14 protein-coding genes are annotated in these 15269 nt (G+C 63.2%); 10 read left to right on the forward strand and 4 right to left on the reverse strand.

All coding sequences use genetic code 11. From position 1 onward, the window contains the following. Positions 1–163: 163 nt before the first annotated feature. Together J3361_RS24530 and J3361_RS24535 are read right to left on the reverse strand one after the other, a co-directional pair. Positions 164–2110 carry a methyl-accepting chemotaxis protein gene (locus J3361_RS24530; protein WP_207966714.1) on the reverse strand — a complete coding sequence of 649 codons (1947 nt, stop codon included), beginning with the start codon at positions 2108–2110 and terminating at the stop codon, positions 164–166. Positions 2111–2162: 52 nt separating this feature from the next. Continuing rightward, positions 2163–3833, reverse strand: coding sequence for a PleD family two-component system response regulator (locus J3361_RS24535; RefSeq protein ID WP_207966715.1), 1671 nt, complete (start codon positions 3831–3833; stop codon positions 2163–2165). Between the two features lie 284 nt (positions 3834–4117). On the opposite strand from J3361_RS24535, the gene J3361_RS24540 reads away from it, so the two are divergent. The 6 genes from J3361_RS24540 to J3361_RS24565 all read left to right on the forward strand — a co-directional run bounded on the left by J3361_RS24540 (position 4118) and on the right by J3361_RS24565 (position 10911). Further along, entirely contained in the window at positions 4118–5185 is a 1068-nt protein-coding gene (locus J3361_RS24540; RefSeq protein ID WP_207966716.1) for a DUF2333 family protein, read from the forward strand. A 3-nt stretch (positions 5186–5188) separates the two neighbouring features. Further along, a complete protein-coding gene (locus J3361_RS24545; RefSeq protein ID WP_207966717.1) occupies positions 5189–5746 on the forward strand; it encodes an NUDIX hydrolase in 558 nt (185 codons plus the stop codon). Positions 5747–5915: 169 nt separating this feature from the next. Continuing rightward, positions 5916–6287, forward strand: a complete 372-nt coding sequence (locus tag J3361_RS24550) for a translation initiation factor Sui1 (protein ID WP_207966718.1) — start codon at positions 5916–5918, stop codon at positions 6285–6287. A 211-nt stretch (positions 6288–6498) separates the two neighbouring features. Further along, positions 6499–8412, forward strand: coding sequence for an arginine decarboxylase (speA, locus tag J3361_RS24555; RefSeq protein WP_207966719.1), 1914 nt, complete (start codon positions 6499–6501; stop codon positions 8410–8412). 397 nt (positions 8413–8809) lie between these two features. Next, positions 8810–10117: a contractile injection system protein, VgrG/Pvc8 family gene (locus tag J3361_RS24560; protein ID WP_207966720.1), complete on the forward strand. Its 1308-nt coding sequence runs from the start codon at positions 8810–8812 to the stop codon at positions 10115–10117. Further along, positions 10114–10911, forward strand: a complete 798-nt coding sequence (locus J3361_RS24565; RefSeq protein WP_207966721.1) for a DUF4123 domain-containing protein — start codon at positions 10114–10116, stop codon at positions 10909–10911. Before J3361_RS24560 ends, J3361_RS24565 begins: the two co-directional genes overlap by 4 nt. A gap of 3 nt (positions 10912–10914) precedes the next feature. On the opposite strand, the gene J3361_RS24570 is transcribed toward J3361_RS24565, so the two are convergent. Continuing rightward, positions 10915–12264, reverse strand: a complete 1350-nt coding sequence (locus J3361_RS24570; RefSeq protein WP_207966722.1) for an MATE family efflux transporter — start codon at positions 12262–12264, stop codon at positions 10915–10917. Positions 12265–12412: 148 nt separating this feature from the next. Continuing rightward, positions 12413–12706, reverse strand: a complete 294-nt coding sequence (locus tag J3361_RS24575) for a hypothetical protein (protein ID WP_003197447.1) — start codon at positions 12704–12706, stop codon at positions 12413–12415. A gap of 164 nt (positions 12707–12870) precedes the next feature. On the opposite strand from J3361_RS24575, the gene J3361_RS24580 reads away from it, so the two are divergent. Genes J3361_RS24580 through J3361_RS24595 form a run of 4 tightly spaced genes read left to right on the forward strand, consistent with a single transcriptional unit; the run spans position 12871 to position 15140 of the window. After that, entirely contained in the window at positions 12871–13176 is a 306-nt protein-coding gene (locus J3361_RS24580) for a MazG-like family protein (RefSeq protein WP_186707910.1), read from the forward strand. Beyond that, positions 13173–13922 carry a methyltransferase domain-containing protein gene (locus J3361_RS24585; RefSeq protein WP_207966723.1) on the forward strand — a complete coding sequence of 250 codons (750 nt, stop codon included), beginning with the start codon at positions 13173–13175 and terminating at the stop codon, positions 13920–13922. Before J3361_RS24580 ends, J3361_RS24585 begins: the two co-directional genes overlap by 4 nt. A gap of 25 nt (positions 13923–13947) precedes the next feature. Further along, positions 13948–14565 (forward strand): DUF4136 domain-containing protein, encoded by a 618-nt coding sequence (locus J3361_RS24590; RefSeq protein ID WP_186707914.1) that lies wholly within the window; start codon positions 13948–13950, stop codon positions 14563–14565. A 20-nt stretch (positions 14566–14585) separates the two neighbouring features. Further along, a complete protein-coding gene (locus tag J3361_RS24595) occupies positions 14586–15140 on the forward strand; it encodes a DUF4136 domain-containing protein (RefSeq protein ID WP_207966724.1) in 555 nt (184 codons plus the stop codon). Positions 15141–15269: the final 129 nt, after the last annotated feature.

The following is a 15269-nucleotide window of genomic DNA, read 5'->3' on the forward strand; positions in this document are numbered from 1 at the left end:
TCCCACAAGGTTCGGTGGTGTACTCCGATGTTGCGTACAGCTCAGATCCACTGTGGGAGCGAGCCTGCTCGCGATAGCGGTGTATCAGCCACTACAGATGCTGGATGGGCCGACGCTTTCGCGAGCAAGCCCGCTCCCACAGTGATTCATGCAGTCTGTGGCGCTAAACCCGAAACGCCTGCACGGCGGTGTGCAATTGCCCGCCCAGCACCAAAAGATGGTCGCCCTGTTCCCGGCCCTGGCCGATGCGCAGCAGGTTGTCCCCGCCCAGTTGGTGAATCCGCTCGCTGTGGTCGCGGATTTCGCTGACGGCGCCGCTTTGCTGGGCGGTGACGTCGGCGATGCGGACTGCTGTGTCGGCGATGGTCTGGATGGCGCCGACAATCTCATCCAGCGCGCCATCGGCCGCTTGCGCCTGGCTGGCGGTGGCTTCGGCGTGTTCGACCTGGGCGCGCATGCCGTCCACTGATTGGCGCGCGGCCAGTTGCAGGCGGGCGATCAGGGTCTGGATTTCGGCGGTGGCGCCGGCCGTGCGTTGGGCCAGTGAGCGGACTTCCTCGGCTACCACCGCAAAGCCCCGGCCCATTTCTCCGGCGCGAGCCGCTTCGATGGCGGCGTTGAGGGCCAGCAGATTGGTCTGGTCGGCAATCGAGCGAATCACCGTCAGCACGCCGCCGATGGTGGCCGATTCTTCGGCCAGTTGTTCGATCATCTGCGCGTTGCCTTGCACTTCCCCCACCAGCGCATGCAGACCCGTGAGGCTCAGGCCGATGACTTTCTGCCCTTGCTCCACGGCCTGCCCGGCGCTACGGCTGGCGTCTGCGGCCTGGCTGGCATCGCCGGCGACTTGCTGGATCGTCGCTTCCAGTTCGCTGAGGGAATCACGGATCAGCGCCGTGTCGCCGGCCTGATGTTCGGCCCCGCTGTGCAAGTCGCCGCTCAACTCGGCCAGGGCCCGGCTGCTGCCGGCAACCTGTTCGGCATTCACCCGAATGGTGCCCACCAGGTCCACCAGATAAGCGCGCAGGCGATTGAGCGAAGCCTCGATGTCTTGCATTTCGCGGTTACTGGCGCCCACGTGGATGTCCCGGCTGAAGTCCCCTTCGGCCCAGGTCGACAGGGCCGGCGCCAGGTGGGTCAAGGTGCGGGCCAGGCGTCGCTGCAAGGTGTCGATGAGCAGCGCGATCAGCAGGATGAGGCCGATCATCAGGCCCTGGATCAAACGAACTTCTCCCTGGATCTGCCCATGCTGGGCCCGTACCGCCGGTTCCAGGGTATCGATCGCCGTTTGCACATCGGCGATTTTCAGGTGTGTGGCGCTGCTGAGCTCGGTGCGTTTTTGGATCAGTTCACGGGTGCGGGTCAATTCCGCCGGGTAACGGCCGAGCAGGCTGTTGAGCTCGCGCTTGAGGGCGATGCCAGCGTCTTCGGCGGCGGCTTTTTCCTGAGTCTCCAGGCCCATCAGCGCGGCGAAATCATCGCTGCCCGATTCGCTGCTGGCGGTGACGCCCAGCAGTGGCAGGTTGTCGAGGCGTTCAGCTTCCGAGCGGATGCTCGCCAGTTCTCGTTCGACGTCGGTGGCCAATTCGCTGCGGCCGCTGCTGACCAGTTTGTCCCGCGTGAGGGACAACCGGCCCAGGTGCTGCGACGCGGCGAACAATGGAGGCAAGTAGGCCGGGGCGCCGTTGGCGTATTGGGCCAGTTGATCGAGGCTGGCGCTCAGTTCACGCTCGGCTTGCAACAGCAAGGCTTGTGGATCGCCCGCCAGTTTGCCGGCGGCCAGCAGATCGGTCTTGCTGAAGCCGTCCAGGTTCGACAGGCTCGGGCGCAGGGTCTTGGCCAGCTCCGGAGGAAACTGGTCGAGGTCTTTTTGCAGGTTTTCCAAGGCCTGGGTGGCTGCACTCAGGCGCAAGGCGTCGCCGCTGGCCAGGTAGTCCTCGATGTTGCGCGCCACTTCGCCCTGGAACTGCCGCGACAGGCCCAGGTAGCGCTCCATCAGCAGGTAGGGACGTTCCAGGGCAATCTGCGACCACCATAGGGTGGCCCCAAGGCCCAGGCAAACGGCAACTAAAAGAACGGTGTTGAGATTGGTCAGCAGCTTCAGGCGCATCAAGGGTCTACCGGGGGCAGAATCGTAAGTGCCTGAATTTATTGCGCTTGAGTTACAGGTTTATGACTGAATCAGTCGATTCCGATGAAAAGGTGGCACTTTGCTTTGATTGGCGGGCGCTCTGTACCCGGTTGCGCCCGGCGTGCTTGGCGCGATACAGCGCTTCGTCCGCCTGGCTGGCCATCATCAGGCTGTCGGAATCATCGCTCATTTCCACCACGCCGGCGCTGAAGGTGCACCACAAATCATGGGGCTGGGCCGGGTAATGGATTTCGGCAAAGCGCTGACGAATCTCATCCAGCACCTTGCAGGCAGCGTCGATGTCGGTGTCCGGCATGACGATAGCGAACTCTTCGCCGCCGTAACGGCCGATGAAGTCGGTCTTGCGCAGGCGCTGCTTGAGAAACAGCGCCAGGCTCTTGATCACCCGGTCGCCCATGGGGTGGCCGTGGCTGTCGTTGACTCGTTTGAAGTGGTCGATATCGAGCATGGCGAAGCTCAGGGGCTTGCCTTCGCGGCGGGCGCGGAAGCTGCAATCCTCGAGCAATTGCAGGATATGGGTGTGGTTGTACAGGCCGGTGAGGCTGTCGCGCACCATCCGCGCCTTGAGGTTGCGCGCCCGGGCCGCACGGTTGCGCACGGTGGTGATCAGGTGCCGGGGCTTGATCGGCTTGGTCAGGAAGTCGTCGCCACCTTCACTCATGGCGTCGAGCTGCTTGTCCAGGTCGTCTTCGGCGGACAGGTAGATGATCGGCACGCTGACGTAGCGGTCATTGTGGCGGATCACCTTGGCCAGTTCCGTGCCGGTGCAGGCGGGCATGTACATGTCGAGGATGATCAGGTCGGGCTGGAAATCCGCCAGCTCGGCCATGGCCTGGATCGGCTCGATCAGCGTGCGGGTGATGATGCCGGCACTGTTGAGCAGGCGCTCGGTGTGCAAGGCCTGGGCGCGGGAGTCATCGATGATCAGCACTTTGTAGGGATCGTATTGGGCAACGCAGGTCAGCACTTCGATCTTTTCCAGCAGGCTCGAGGCTTCGAGGGTGCCGGTGAGGAATTCCTGCCCGCCGGCGCGTACCGCGGCCAGGCGTGTCGGCGTGTCGGTTTCCAACAAACTGAAGAACAACAGCGGCAACGGTTGTTCCAGGCCTTCCTGAGCTTCGGCGGCCAGTTTCAGGCCAGTGCCGGGGCCACTGAAATCCACATCCATGACAATCGCCGCCGGCAGGCGCTCGACCATCGAGGCCCGGAACGCCGCGACACTGTCCAGCGCCTGGGCGCTGAGGCCGAAGAATTCCAATTGCTTGGCCAGGCGCTCGGCGCGGTCATGGTCCTGCAGCATCACGTAGATGGGTTTGCGCAGCGGTGGCAGGAAGGTTTGTTCGAGCTGGTCGCCGTGGCGCAGGCCGGTGCGCGACAAACGCTGCATCAGGCGGTTGATTTCGGAGATCAGGTGGCTGCTCAAGCGCCCGCGATTGGCATCCACCGCTTGCAGCGATTGGCTGATGCCTTGGGCCAACTGGGAATGCTCGGGCTGTTCGAAGCGCTCGGCAAAGCGCAGCAGGCGCAGGTTGGCTTCGCTGAGTTCCGACAGGTCGGTGCTTGACCATTCGCTGCGTTGCAGGCGCTGCCAAATCTCCAGGATCTGACGAGCCTGATGAATTACCCGCTGGGCAAAGTGGTGCTTGAGGCGCTCACGGCTGGGGTCTTCTGGCTCGGTCATATCCTGACTACTAGTTAGGGTGCATGCTGAGATCGACTGGTGGCTCTATGCTAGCACCTCTTTTCCCCCGCATGAGTGTCATACGTCAATATTCTGTCCAGTCGCGAAATTCAGTTTGTGACTGGACAGTCTCGTAGGCCGATGGCAACGCTTCCTTTATAGTGCTGTTCGATTGCCCTGTCGCGCCCGGCATGATTGGCGCCGCATTATCGCGTTTCAAATCAGGCACGATGGCGTAGGGTTGTGGTCGAACCGAGAACTCAAGTGATTGAAGGAACATCGCCATGCTGGACTGGAAAAACCGCGCGGGCAGCGCGCCTGAACGCGCCGCCGAGCCGAAATCGGCCACCCGCAGCTACCTGGGTGGGCTTTTTTTCAGCCGCGCACTGGCCACGCTGATCGGCCTCTACCTGCTGGTGACCATTGCCGTCGGCTGGTACTGGAGCCAGGAGCCCGCGTTGTTCCCCGTGCAGCAGAACGCCCAGGCCGCGGCCGAGAAGGACGGCCGGCAGATGGTGGTGGGCTACACCACGGTCGAGACCCTCAAGACCGTGGCTGGGACCTTGCTGACCAAGCAGGGTGGCTACATTTCCAACGACCGCTTCCCGCCGGGCCTGTGGATGGACAACATGCCGAGCTGGGAATACGGCGTGCTGGTACAGGTCCGTGACCTGAGCCGCGCCCTGCGCAAGGACTTTGCCCGCTCCCAGTCCCAGTCCGCCGAGGACGCCGACCTGGCCAAGGCCGAGCCGCGCTTCAACTTCGACAACCGCAGTTGGGTGCTGCCCTCCAGCGAATCCGAATACCAGGAAGGCATCAGTTCCCTGAGCCGCTATCAGGCGCGCCTGTCCGACCCGAACCAGAAAAGCGCGCTGTTCTACGCCCGCGCCGACAACTTGAACAACTGGCTGGGGGACGTCGGCACGCGCCTGGGCTCGTTGTCCCAGCGCCTGTCGGCCAGCGTTGGCCGGGTCAAGCTCAACACCTCGCTGAAAACCGAGGTTCCGGCGCCGGGCCAGGTGCCGCAGGTGGACGAAGAGGTGGTCGAGACCCCATGGCTGCAGATCGACAACGTGTTTTATGAAGCCCGCGGCCAGGCCTGGGCACTGTCGCACCTGCTGCGTGCCATCGAAGTGGACTTCGCCGATGTGCTGGCGAAAAAGAACGCCACGGTCAGCGTGCGGCAGATCATTCGTGAACTGGAAGCGTCCCAGGAACCGGTCTGGAGCCCGATGATCCTCAACGGCAGCGGCTTCGGTGTGTTGGCGAACCACTCGCTGGTCATGGCCAACTACATTTCCCGGGCCAACGCAGCGGTCATCGACTTGCGGCAACTGCTGAACCAGGGTTGATCCATGAGCGAAAGCCCCCGGGAGGTCGCTCACCGAGTGGCCTCGGATGCCGAGTTGATCGCGTGGGTCGACGAGCACGACAACCTGCTCGGCAGCCTGGTGCGTTCGGAGTTGCGTGAGCGCGGCCTGATCGGGCGCGGCACCTACATCATGCTGTTCAACTCGGCCGGTGAACTGTGTGTTCACCGGCGCACGTTGAGCAAGGCCATCTACCCGGGGTTCTGGGACGTGGCGGCGGGCGGCATGGTCCAGGCCGACGAGACCTACGCCGAATCGGCCGCCCGTGAGCTGGCGGAGGAACTGGGCGTGAGCGGCGTGGAGCTGACCGCCCACGACCATTTTTATTTCGAAGACCCCGGCAGTCGCCTCTGGTGCTCGGCGTTTTCGGCGGTGTGGGACGGCCCGTTGGTCCTGCAACCCGAAGAAGTCCTCGAAGCGCGTTTCCTGCCCCTCGAACAAGTGCTCGACGAAATCCAGCGCATGCCTTACTGCCCGGACTCCCTGGCGGCGCTTGAGCGCTATTTGCGTGTCCACGGCAGCGGCGTCGCAAAGAAGCTATAAATTGGCGCTGATTGGCCCTTAGCAAGTCGGCTTTTTGCCGTTACACTGCGCGACTTTTCAAGCTGAACCGTGTCTGCGGTCCAGTAGCGCTGCCCCTGCCTGAGTGGGGTTTCGCGGTCGAGGCTCTTTCTCCCCTCGACCAGTCTTTGTCCTCCCAAGAGGATTGCCGGTGGCCAAAAAAGCCGCATCCTTCGCCGCCTTGGGCGGCCTGGTATTTTCTACCGACGCCGGTCGTCATTGCCCTGATTGCCGTCAACCGGTGGATACCTGCATCTGCAAACAGACTGCCATCCCTGCCGGTGACGGCATTGCCCGTGTGCGCCGAGAAAGCAAAGGTCGCGGCGGCAAGACGGTGACCACGATCACCGGTGTGCCGTTGGCCGAAGACGCGCTCAAGGAACTGGCCACCACGTTGAAGAAACGCTGTGGCACCGGTGGTGCGTTGAAAGACGGCATCATCGAGATCCAGGGCGATCACGTCGAGCTGCTACTGGCGGAACTGGTCAAGCACGGCTTCAAGGCAAAGAAATCCGGCGGCTAGCAGCTTCTGTGAAAACCACCCTCGGCTTGACCCGAACCTGATGTTCGAGGTCGCCCGCATGGTTTTCACAGAGCCTGTTCTGAACGGGTTTCTAAACTCATCGCTGGCAGCAGGGTCTACCTTGCTAACAGGCAATTCGTCATTTTCACTCTCTAGACTGCCCCAGCCTCCGACCGGATGGTGCATTTTGACTTCTTTATAGGGGACTTCGATGTCCGTACGACGCACACGCAAAGACGATGGCAGCCAATGGACAGTTGCGGACAGCCGCAGTGTTTACGGGATTCGCCATTGGGGGGGCGGGTATTTCGCGATCAATGAAGCCGGTCGCGTCGAAGTCCGTCCGAACGGTCCCGGCAGCTCGCCCATCGACCTGTTCGAGCAAGTCGACCAGTTGCGCCAGAGCGGCCTCTCGCTGCCTTTGCTGGTGCGCTTCCCGGACATCCTGCAAGACCGCGTGCGCCAGCTCACCGGCGCGTTCGACAGCAACATCGCTCGCCTGGAATACCAGAGCAAGTACACCGCGCTCTATCCGATCAAGGTCAACCAGCAGGAAGCGGTGATCGAGAACATCATCGCCACCCAGAACGTCTCCATCGGCCTGGAAGCCGGTTCCAAGCCGGAGTTGCTGGCGGTGCTGGCCCTGGCGCCGAAGGGCGGGACCATCGTCTGCAACGGCTACAAGGATCGTGAGTTCATCCGCTTGGCGCTGATGGGCCAGAAGCTCGGCCACAACGTCTTCATCGTCATCGAGAAAGAGTCCGAAGTCGGCCTGGTGATCGAAGAGGCTGCGGTGCTCAAGGTCAAGCCACAGGTCGGCCTGCGGGTACGCCTGTCGTCCCTGGCGTCGAGCAAGTGGGCCGATACCGGTGGCGAGAAGTCCAAATTCGGCTTGTCGGCCGCGCAACTGCTGTCGGTGGTCGAGCGTTTCCGCGCGGCAGGCCTGGACCAGGGCATTCGCCTGCTGCACTTCCACATGGGCTCGCAGATCGCCAACCTGGCGGACTACCAGCACGGTTTCAAGGAAGCGATCCGTTACTACGGTGAGCTGCGCAACCTCGGCCTGCCGGTGGATCACATCGACGTCGGCGGTGGCCTCGGCGTGGACTACGACGGCACGCACTCGCGCAATGCCAGCTCGATCAACTACGACATGGACGATTACGCCGGTGTCGTGGTGGGCATGCTCAAGGAATTCTGCGATGCCCAAGGCCTGCCGCACCCGCACATCTTCTCGGAAAGCGGCCGCTCGCTGACCGCTCACCACGCGATGCTGGTGGTGCAGGTGACCGACGTCGAGAAACACAACGACGATGTGCCGGCGATCGACAACAAGCAGGAACTGCCGGAAACCGTCCAATGGCTGGTTGACCTGCTGGGTCCCACCGACATCGAGATGGTCACCGAGACCTACTGGCGCGCCACGCACTACATGAGCGACGTGGCGGCGCAATATGCCGACGGCAAGCTGACCCTGGCGGAAAAAGCCTTGGCCGAGCAGTGCTATTTTGCCGTGTGCCGTCGCCTGCACAACTCGTTGAAGGCCCGCCAGCGTTCGCACCGTCAGGTGCTGGATGAACTCAACGACAAGCTGGCCGACAAGTACATCTGTAACTTCTCGGTGTTCCAGAGCCTGCCGGACACCTGGGCCATCGGCCAGGTGCTGCCGATCCTGCCGCTGCATCGCCTGGACGAAGAGCCGCTGCGCCGCGCCGTGCTGCAAGACCTGACCTGCGACTCCGACGGCAAGATCAAGCAGTACGTCGACGAGCAGAGCATCGAGACCAGCCTGCCGGTGCACGCCCTCAATCCGGGTGAAGACTACCTGCTGGGCATCTTCCTGGTGGGCGCCTATCAGGAAATTCTCGGCGACATGCACAACCTGTTCGGTGACACCGACTCGGTGAACATCTACCAGAACGCCGACGGCAGCGTGTACCACGCCGGTATCGAAACCCACGACACCATCGAAGACATGCTGCGCTACGTGCACTTGTCGCCGGAGGAGTTGATGACGCACTACCGCGATAAGTGCGCCAGCGCGCGTATCAGCGCCGCCGAGCGTACCCAGTTCCTCGATGCGCTGCGCTTGGGGCTGACGCGTTCGTCGTATCTGTCGTCCTGATAGAAGATACCCAGCAGCCGCTCCCTCAAGGTTGGCGCGATTCACTGTGGCGAGGGAGCTTGCTCCCGCTGGGCTGCGCAGCAGACCCATTCGTTGTGGCTGCTTCGCACCCAAGCGGGAGCAAGCTCCCTCGCCACAGGATTGCATCAGGTCCACCTCTTGGCTGATCGACACTGCCCGCCGGGGCTGTCAGAAAAATACACCGTACATTGCGGTTCTTTTCGGACGGTCCCGAAGGGCATTTTTGTTTACGCCACGGCTAATTCTTCATACCGGTGCATTTAATCGGTGATGTCCTAATTTCGTGTAGTCCCTTTCCTAACTTGTACTTGGCCCCTCTACGCGGCCATGGCGGTCGGCGAGAATCCCCGGCCGCCCCTCCTGTAGAGAAACGCCGATGTCCGATCCAGCCTGCGAGCCAGCATTTCGTCTGGAGATAGCCGGTCTGCCCGAGCCCGTTGACGTGATAGCTTTTACGGGTAGTGAAGCGATCAGCGAACCCTTCGTCTATGAAGCGGAGCTGCCGTTGCTCGACCCGAGCCTGGACTTGGCGGGCCTGCTGTACCGCAGTGTCTGGCTGAGTTTCGGCGTTCCAGGCCGAGGCATTCATGGACAGATCCACGAGTGGGTCCACGACCATCATGGCGCCAGCTGCTGGGTGCGTATCGGCCCCAGGCTGGCCTGTCTGGCTCAGCGCTTCAACCAGCGGGTGTTCAACGCCCGCTCGGTGCCGCAGATCATCCGCCAGGTGCTCAAGGCTCACGGCATCAGCGGGCGCAGCCTGTGCCTGGACCTGAGTGGCGATTACCCACCGTTGGATTTCTGCACCCAGTATCGGGAATCGGATCTGCAGTTCCTCCAGCGCGTGTGCGCCCAGGCGGGCATCCACTTTCATTTCGAACACACCCGCGACGGGCATTGCCTGGTGTTCGCTGACAACCCGCACAGTTTTCCCCCTGCCGGCCAGGCGGTCTACGCGCACGAGGGGCCGACTGCCGCGGTACGGGCCTTCAGCGTACGAACCGCTGTGGCGGGGCAGCAAGTCGGCCAGGGCCGTAGCGACCTGACGAACCTGCACGCGGGACAGATACTGACGCTGACGGCCCATCCGCTTGCCGGCTGGAACCGGCGCTGGCTGTTGACCAAGGTCGAGCATCGCGCCCAGGCGGGCGGGTATGGCAATCATTTCAAGGCCATTCCCCGGGGCGTGCTGTTCATGCCGGACAACGTCCCGGCCAAGCCCCGCATGGCAAGCCGGCAACGCGGTTGGGTCGTGGCGGTTGACGAGCCGCCGGTGCTCGGGGCAGGGCGTGTGGCGGTGGAGTTCGACTGGGTCTATCAGGGCGAAGGTTCCAGTCCCAGCCATTGCTGGTTGCCTTTGGCGCCCGAGCTGGCGGCTGGCGGGGCAGATGCGATGGGTGACGGTAGCGAGGTGCTGGTGAGCTTTATCGAAGGCGATCCGGATCGGCCGTTGGTCAGTGCATTTCTGAGCGAGCCTACCTCGACGAAGGTAGCGGATGAGTCATTCCCGGGCGAAACGCCCGGGCCATCGACGGTCGATCCGGTGCTGTTGGCGGCGATGCGGGGGGCTGAACCGCTGGTCTTGTTGTGCTTGTTGCCCGAAGGCGGGCCTTTCAACCCCTGCGCCCAGCCCCTGTGTACCTGCCGCATGCTCACGGGGCGCGGCACGGGCGTCGTTCGATGAGCGCCGTGGCCGTGCCTGGATCGGCGCCGCAGTGGTTGCTGCTGGACGTACCGAGTGCGCCTGAGGCGGCGCAGCGCGTTCACGCGCAGTTCGCCGACGCCCAGCGTTTTGCCCTGTTCGAAGGCACCGAGTTGCATGGCCTTCGCGAGCACGGCCCGCTGTTGGTGGATCTGCGCCAATCACCCGCGTTGACTAGCCTTTGCCACGTGGACCCGCGCGCCTGGCCAGGGCTGTTGTTGGTCTGTCCAAGGCCTGCGGTGCAATTGCTGGCGCATCTGCGGCGCATGCTGACGGTGACGCTGGGCCTGCATCACAAAGCCTTGTTGAACTACTACAACCCGCACACCGCCAGCTATTTTTTCGACGGTTTCGACTCCCATGAACTCAGTTGCTGGCTGGGTCCGATCAGCCTGTTGCGCTGGTTCGGCGGCACATGGGCGGACCGGGCGATCGGCAGCCAGGGTTGGCAACAATTGTCCAACCCTGGACTGTCGGTGGCGGCGCTGGAGAAGGAGCACGGCCTCAGCGAGCGGCAGCAGGGCCAGTTGCAGCGCTGCCTGCTGGAGCGTCACGCGTGGCAATGGTCCCGTTCCACCGGCCGTGATTACCGTCGACTCTGGGATGACGTGCAGCAGGGCCTGGCGCTGGGGTTTACCGAGCGGACGGTGCTCGACGACTGGCTGTGGCTGCGCCTGCAATACCCCAACGCCCGACCCATGCCGGGGCCTGAGGGTGGTTCGCAGCGCGAGCGGCTCGATCACCTGCGGCGGCGCTGGCAGGGTCGTCAGGAGTGAAGGTTATTGCGTCGGCGCGCCGAGCCACCGGTCGTGCCGCTGCAAGTGCCAGGCAAACGCACCGAGGGTCAGGCTGCGCAAGGCCATGAACAGCAGGAAGGTGATCCATAGCCCATGGTTGCCCAATCCCAGCAGCACCCAGGCGATGGGCGACACCAGCAACAGCGTCAACACCATGCCGTTGCGCATTTCCCGGGCGCGGGTGGCGCCGATGAACAGGCCGTCGAGCAAATAGCTCCAGACCGCGATCAGCGGCAAGGTCGCCAGGTAGGGCAGATAGCCGTAAGCCGTGGCGCGCACATCGGGGATATCGGTTTGCATGTCGATAAACAAATGGCCGGCGAGCAGGAACAGCAGGGCGAAGCCGAGGCTGGCAATTAGCGACCAACCGCCGGCCACCACCAGCGAACGACGCAGGGCGAGGCGGTCGCGAGCGCCAATGGCATGGCCACACAGCGCTTCCACGGCGTGGGCGAGGCCGTCCAGCGCATGGGCGGTCAGCAGCAGGCCGTTGAGCAACAGCGCATTGGCCGCCACGGTCGCGTCCCCCAGGCGCGCGCCTTGCACCGTGATCAGGAAGAACACCGCTTGCAGGGCCAGGCTGCGAATGAAAATGTCCCGGTTCACCGCCAGCAGCGGACGCCAGTTCTGCCACACGCCCAGGGCTGCCCAGGCGATTTGTCCGGGCCAGGCCCGCAGTGTCTTGTGAGCCAGGGCCAGGCCAACCAGCGCACCGGTCCATTCGGCAATCACCGAGGCCCGGGCCGAGCCGGTCACGCCCCAGTCCAGACCGATCACGAACCACAGGTTCAGGACGATGTTGACCAGGTTGGTCACCAGCAGGATCGCCAACGGCGCCCGGGCATTCTGCGCGCCAAGGAACCAGCCCACCAGCGCATAGCTGGCCAGCGCCGCCGGCAAGCCGAAGAGCCGGGTGTGGAAGAAGTCGCGGGTCAACTGGTTGAGTTCGGCGGACGGTTGCATGAAGTGCAAGGCCACGTCGCTCAACGGCACGCCGACGGCTCCAAGCAGCACCGCCAACCCCATCGCCAACAGCAGGCCTTGCAGCAACACTTGCCGCAAGGCCGCGCCGTCACCACGCCCGGCGGCCTGGGCGGCGAACCCGGTGGTGCCCATGCGCAAGAAACCCATGGCCCATGCCAGAACCGTATACAAACTCGCCCCGACCGCCACCGCGCCCAACTGATGGGCATGGGGCAGGTGGCCGATGACCGTGCTGTCCACCAGCGCCACCAGCGGCACGGAAATGTTCGAGAGAATCATCGGCGCAGCCAGCGCCCAGACCCGGCGATGGGTAAGGCGGTCGCGCCAGTCGGTGATCAGGTTGGGCATGCGGGCTCCTTGATGGAGCGCGATTGTAGCGGGAACAAGCAAAATCCGTGGGAGCAAGGCTTGCCCGCGATGAAGATGACGCGGTCTTTCAGGGAACCGAGGCGCCTGTATCGCGAGCAAGCTTTGCTCCCACACAGTGCTCTGGGCTTTAGTGAATGATCCAGCTCAACAACCACAACCCCAGCACCAACCAGATGATGCCCATGACGATCGAGGCCCGCATGAACGCGCGGATGGCCGAGTAGAGCAGCATCAGCCCGAGAATCAGGGCGATGATGCTGATGATCGAAGTGTCCATGCCCAGGGTGCGCGACAGCCCATCGACAAAGTTGCCGCCGGCATTGGCCAGGGTGTTGAAGAGACCGCTGAGCAGGTCGACGATGAACCGGATCACCGAACCGAGCGCTTGGCCGAGCCATTCGAAAAAGCTTTCTACCTGCATATGTGCATCCTGATGGGAGGGAATCCGAGCTGAGCCGTTGGCTCCTGATTGTAGGAGCTGTGGCGGCCGAGTTGGTTCGATTATGGGGCAAACCGCCGCTTCGTACCGAGACTCTTGCCTTCCCTGGTCATCCCCCTGAAGCTATGCGCATTCAGGAGAACCCGATGAACCTTGTTGAACTGACCGAACGCCTGCATGCCATTCGAGATCGTAACGATTGGCGGCAATTTCACAGCCCGAAAAACCTCGCCATGGCCGCCAGTGTGGAAATGGCCGAGCTGGTGGAGATTTTCCAGTGGCTGACCGAGGACCAGTCGCGCCAATTGCCGGCGGACAAACTGGCCCACGCCGGGCAGGAAGTCGGTGACATTGTGTTGTACCTGTTGCTGCTGTGCAGTGAGTTGGGCCTGGACATGGACACCGTGGTGCGCAGCAAGCTGGCCGATAGCGAACGGCGGTTCGGCCAATGAGCGACCGCCATTTCGATCAGCTCGCCACGCGTTTCGCGGAGAAAATCTACGGCGGGGCCAAGGGCGCGATCCGCCTGGCAGTGCTTCAGGCCGACCTGCTGGAAACCTTGCCGCAACGTCCGTTGCGCGTGCTGGACATCGGTGCGGGCCTGGGCCACATGTCGTTGTGGCTGGCTGAGCGCGGTCACCAGGTGACCCTGGCCGAGCCGGCCGAGCCCATGCTCGAAGGCGCCCGCCAGCGCTTTGCCGAGGCGGGCCAGAGCGCCACGTTCATCCAGGCGCCGTGGCAGGACCTGCTCGGCCAGCTCACCGAACCTTACGACCTGGTGCTGTGTCACGCGGTGCTGGAATGGCTGGCCGAGCCCTACGCGATCCTGCCGGTGCTGCATCAACTCACGGTCCCGGGCGGTTGGTTGTCCCTGGCATTCTACAACCGTGACGCGTTGGTCTATCGCAACCTGCTCAAGGGGCATTTTCGCAAGTTGCGCAGAAACGACATGGCCGGCGAAAAACAGAGCCTGACACCCCAACAACCCCTTGATCCGCGTGAATTGGCGGCGCAACTTGAAGGCCTGTGGCAGGTCGAAAGCCACAGTGGCGTGCGAGTTTTCCATGACTACATGCCGGTGGAGTTCCAGGGGCGGGTGGAGCTTGCGCAGTTGCTGGAAATGGAACTGGCCCACCGTCGCCATCCGGCGTTTGCCGGGTTGGGACGTTATCTGCACTGGATCTGCCGTCCCCTCTGATCTGAACGTGCAATCGGAGCGCGAAATGAAAGGTCGTTCAGGGTTGTTGGTGCTGTGCCTGGGGCTGGTGGCCTGCCAGGGCAGCAATCCCTATGTCGCCACTTCCAACCCGCTGCCGCCGGCGCCGCCCGAGGCCGCCACGGTGTTCGACCGCAGCGCCTATCCGGCGCCGCCCCGTGATTATGGGCGCTATCGCAGTTGGGCCTGGCGTGACGGGCGTTTGCCACCGGGCACTGCCTGGGCGGATTCGGCCCAAGTGGCCGAGGCGGTGAGCAATGCCCTCGACCAGCGAGGCCTGCGGCCGCTGCATGACAACCGGCCCGCCGACCTGTTCGTCAGCGCCGATCTGCGCCTGGAAACCCGCGTGCGTCAGGTTCGGGACGATTATGATGCGGGGTACTACGGTGGCTACAACCGTTACGACCGCTACGGTCCGGGTTATGGCGTGTACCGTCCGATGCCGATGGTGCGCACGTATCAGGAACAAGTCGTGGTGGTTCGGGTGGACCTGTTCGATGCCCGCACCGGTCAGCCGGTGTGGAGCGCCAGTGCCGAGACTGGCCAGCGGGGCAGCCAGACCGAGCGCACCGATGCCATTCGTGAAGCGGTGGAAAAAGCCCTGTCGGCGTATCCGCCAAGTTGATTACGCAACGGAGAAAAACCATGTTTCGCCGTCTTGCTCTACTGGCCTTCACCTTGCTGCTGGGGGCCTGTGCTTCTAACCAGGTCAATCATGACTTCGACACCAGCCGTGATTTCGCGGCATATCGCAGTTGGAGCTGGAAAGACCCGGCGCTGCAATATCGTCCCGATGACCCCCGTATCAAGAGCGACCTGACCGAACAGCGGATCCGCCAGGCGGTGGCCGATCAACTCGACCAGCGCGGCTTGCGTCCAGCGGCTGGCGGGCACGGCGATGTGTTGGTCCAGACCTATTTGATCGTCGAGGATCGCCAGCAGCAGGTCACCACCAACTATGGCGGTGGTTGGGGCGGCCCTTGGAACGGGTATTGGGGCGGGCCGATGTACAACGAAACCCGCAACATCAGCTACAAGGTCGCCACCGTGCAGATCGACCTGCTCGATGGCAAGGACGGCAAGCTGGTGTGGCGTGGCAGTGATGAACAACTGCTCAGCAACTCCCCCAACCCGACCGACCGCAGCACGGCTGTGCGCGAGACGGTGGCGCGGATCCTGTCCAACTACCCGCCGCGTTGAATAACTGTGGGAGCGGGCTTGCTCGCGAAGACGGTTGCACAGTCAACATTGATGCAAGCTGACCCACCGCTTTCGCGAGCAAGCCCGCTCCCACAGGGATTTGAGGTGAATACATGCCCCGTGAACACC

The organism is Pseudomonas sp. OA65 (genome assembly GCF_017498305.1).
GTDB classification, from domain to species: Bacteria; Pseudomonadota; Gammaproteobacteria; order Pseudomonadales; family Pseudomonadaceae; genus Aquipseudomonas; species Aquipseudomonas zanjanensis.

What these genes read in the sequence shown, in the direction of transcription:
- J3361_RS24560 (WP_207966720.1), top strand. Translation starts at nt 8,810, where the DNA reads ATGTCCGATCCAGCCTGCGAGCCAGCATTTCGTCTGGAGATAGCCGGT.
- J3361_RS24545 (WP_207966717.1), top strand. Translation starts at nt 5,189, where the DNA reads ATGAGCGAAAGCCCCCGGGAGGTCGCTCACCGAGTGGCCTCGGATGCC.
- J3361_RS24580 (WP_186707910.1), top strand. Translation starts at nt 12,871, where the DNA reads ATGAACCTTGTTGAACTGACCGAACGCCTGCATGCCATTCGAGATCGT.
- J3361_RS24585 (WP_207966723.1), top strand. Translation starts at nt 13,173, where the DNA reads ATGAGCGACCGCCATTTCGATCAGCTCGCCACGCGTTTCGCGGAGAAA.
- J3361_RS24535 (WP_207966715.1), bottom strand. Translation starts at nt 3,833, where the DNA reads ATGACCGAGCCAGAAGACCCCAGCCGTGAGCGCCTCAAGCACCACTTT.
- speA (WP_207966719.1), top strand. Translation starts at nt 6,499, where the DNA reads ATGTCCGTACGACGCACACGCAAAGACGATGGCAGCCAATGGACAGTT.
- J3361_RS24575 (WP_003197447.1), bottom strand. Translation starts at nt 12,706, where the DNA reads ATGCAGGTAGAAAGCTTTTTCGAATGGCTCGGCCAAGCGCTCGGTTCG.
- J3361_RS24565 (WP_207966721.1), top strand. Translation starts at nt 10,114, where the DNA reads ATGAGCGCCGTGGCCGTGCCTGGATCGGCGCCGCAGTGGTTGCTGCTG.
- J3361_RS24540 (WP_207966716.1), top strand. Translation starts at nt 4,118, where the DNA reads ATGCTGGACTGGAAAAACCGCGCGGGCAGCGCGCCTGAACGCGCCGCC.
- J3361_RS24570 (WP_207966722.1), bottom strand. Translation starts at nt 12,264, where the DNA reads ATGCCCAACCTGATCACCGACTGGCGCGACCGCCTTACCCATCGCCGG.
- J3361_RS24595 (WP_207966724.1), top strand. Translation starts at nt 14,586, where the DNA reads ATGTTTCGCCGTCTTGCTCTACTGGCCTTCACCTTGCTGCTGGGGGCC.
- J3361_RS24530 (WP_207966714.1), bottom strand. Translation starts at nt 2,110, where the DNA reads ATGCGCCTGAAGCTGCTGACCAATCTCAACACCGTTCTTTTAGTTGCC.
- J3361_RS24590 (WP_186707914.1), top strand. Translation starts at nt 13,948, where the DNA reads ATGAAAGGTCGTTCAGGGTTGTTGGTGCTGTGCCTGGGGCTGGTGGCC.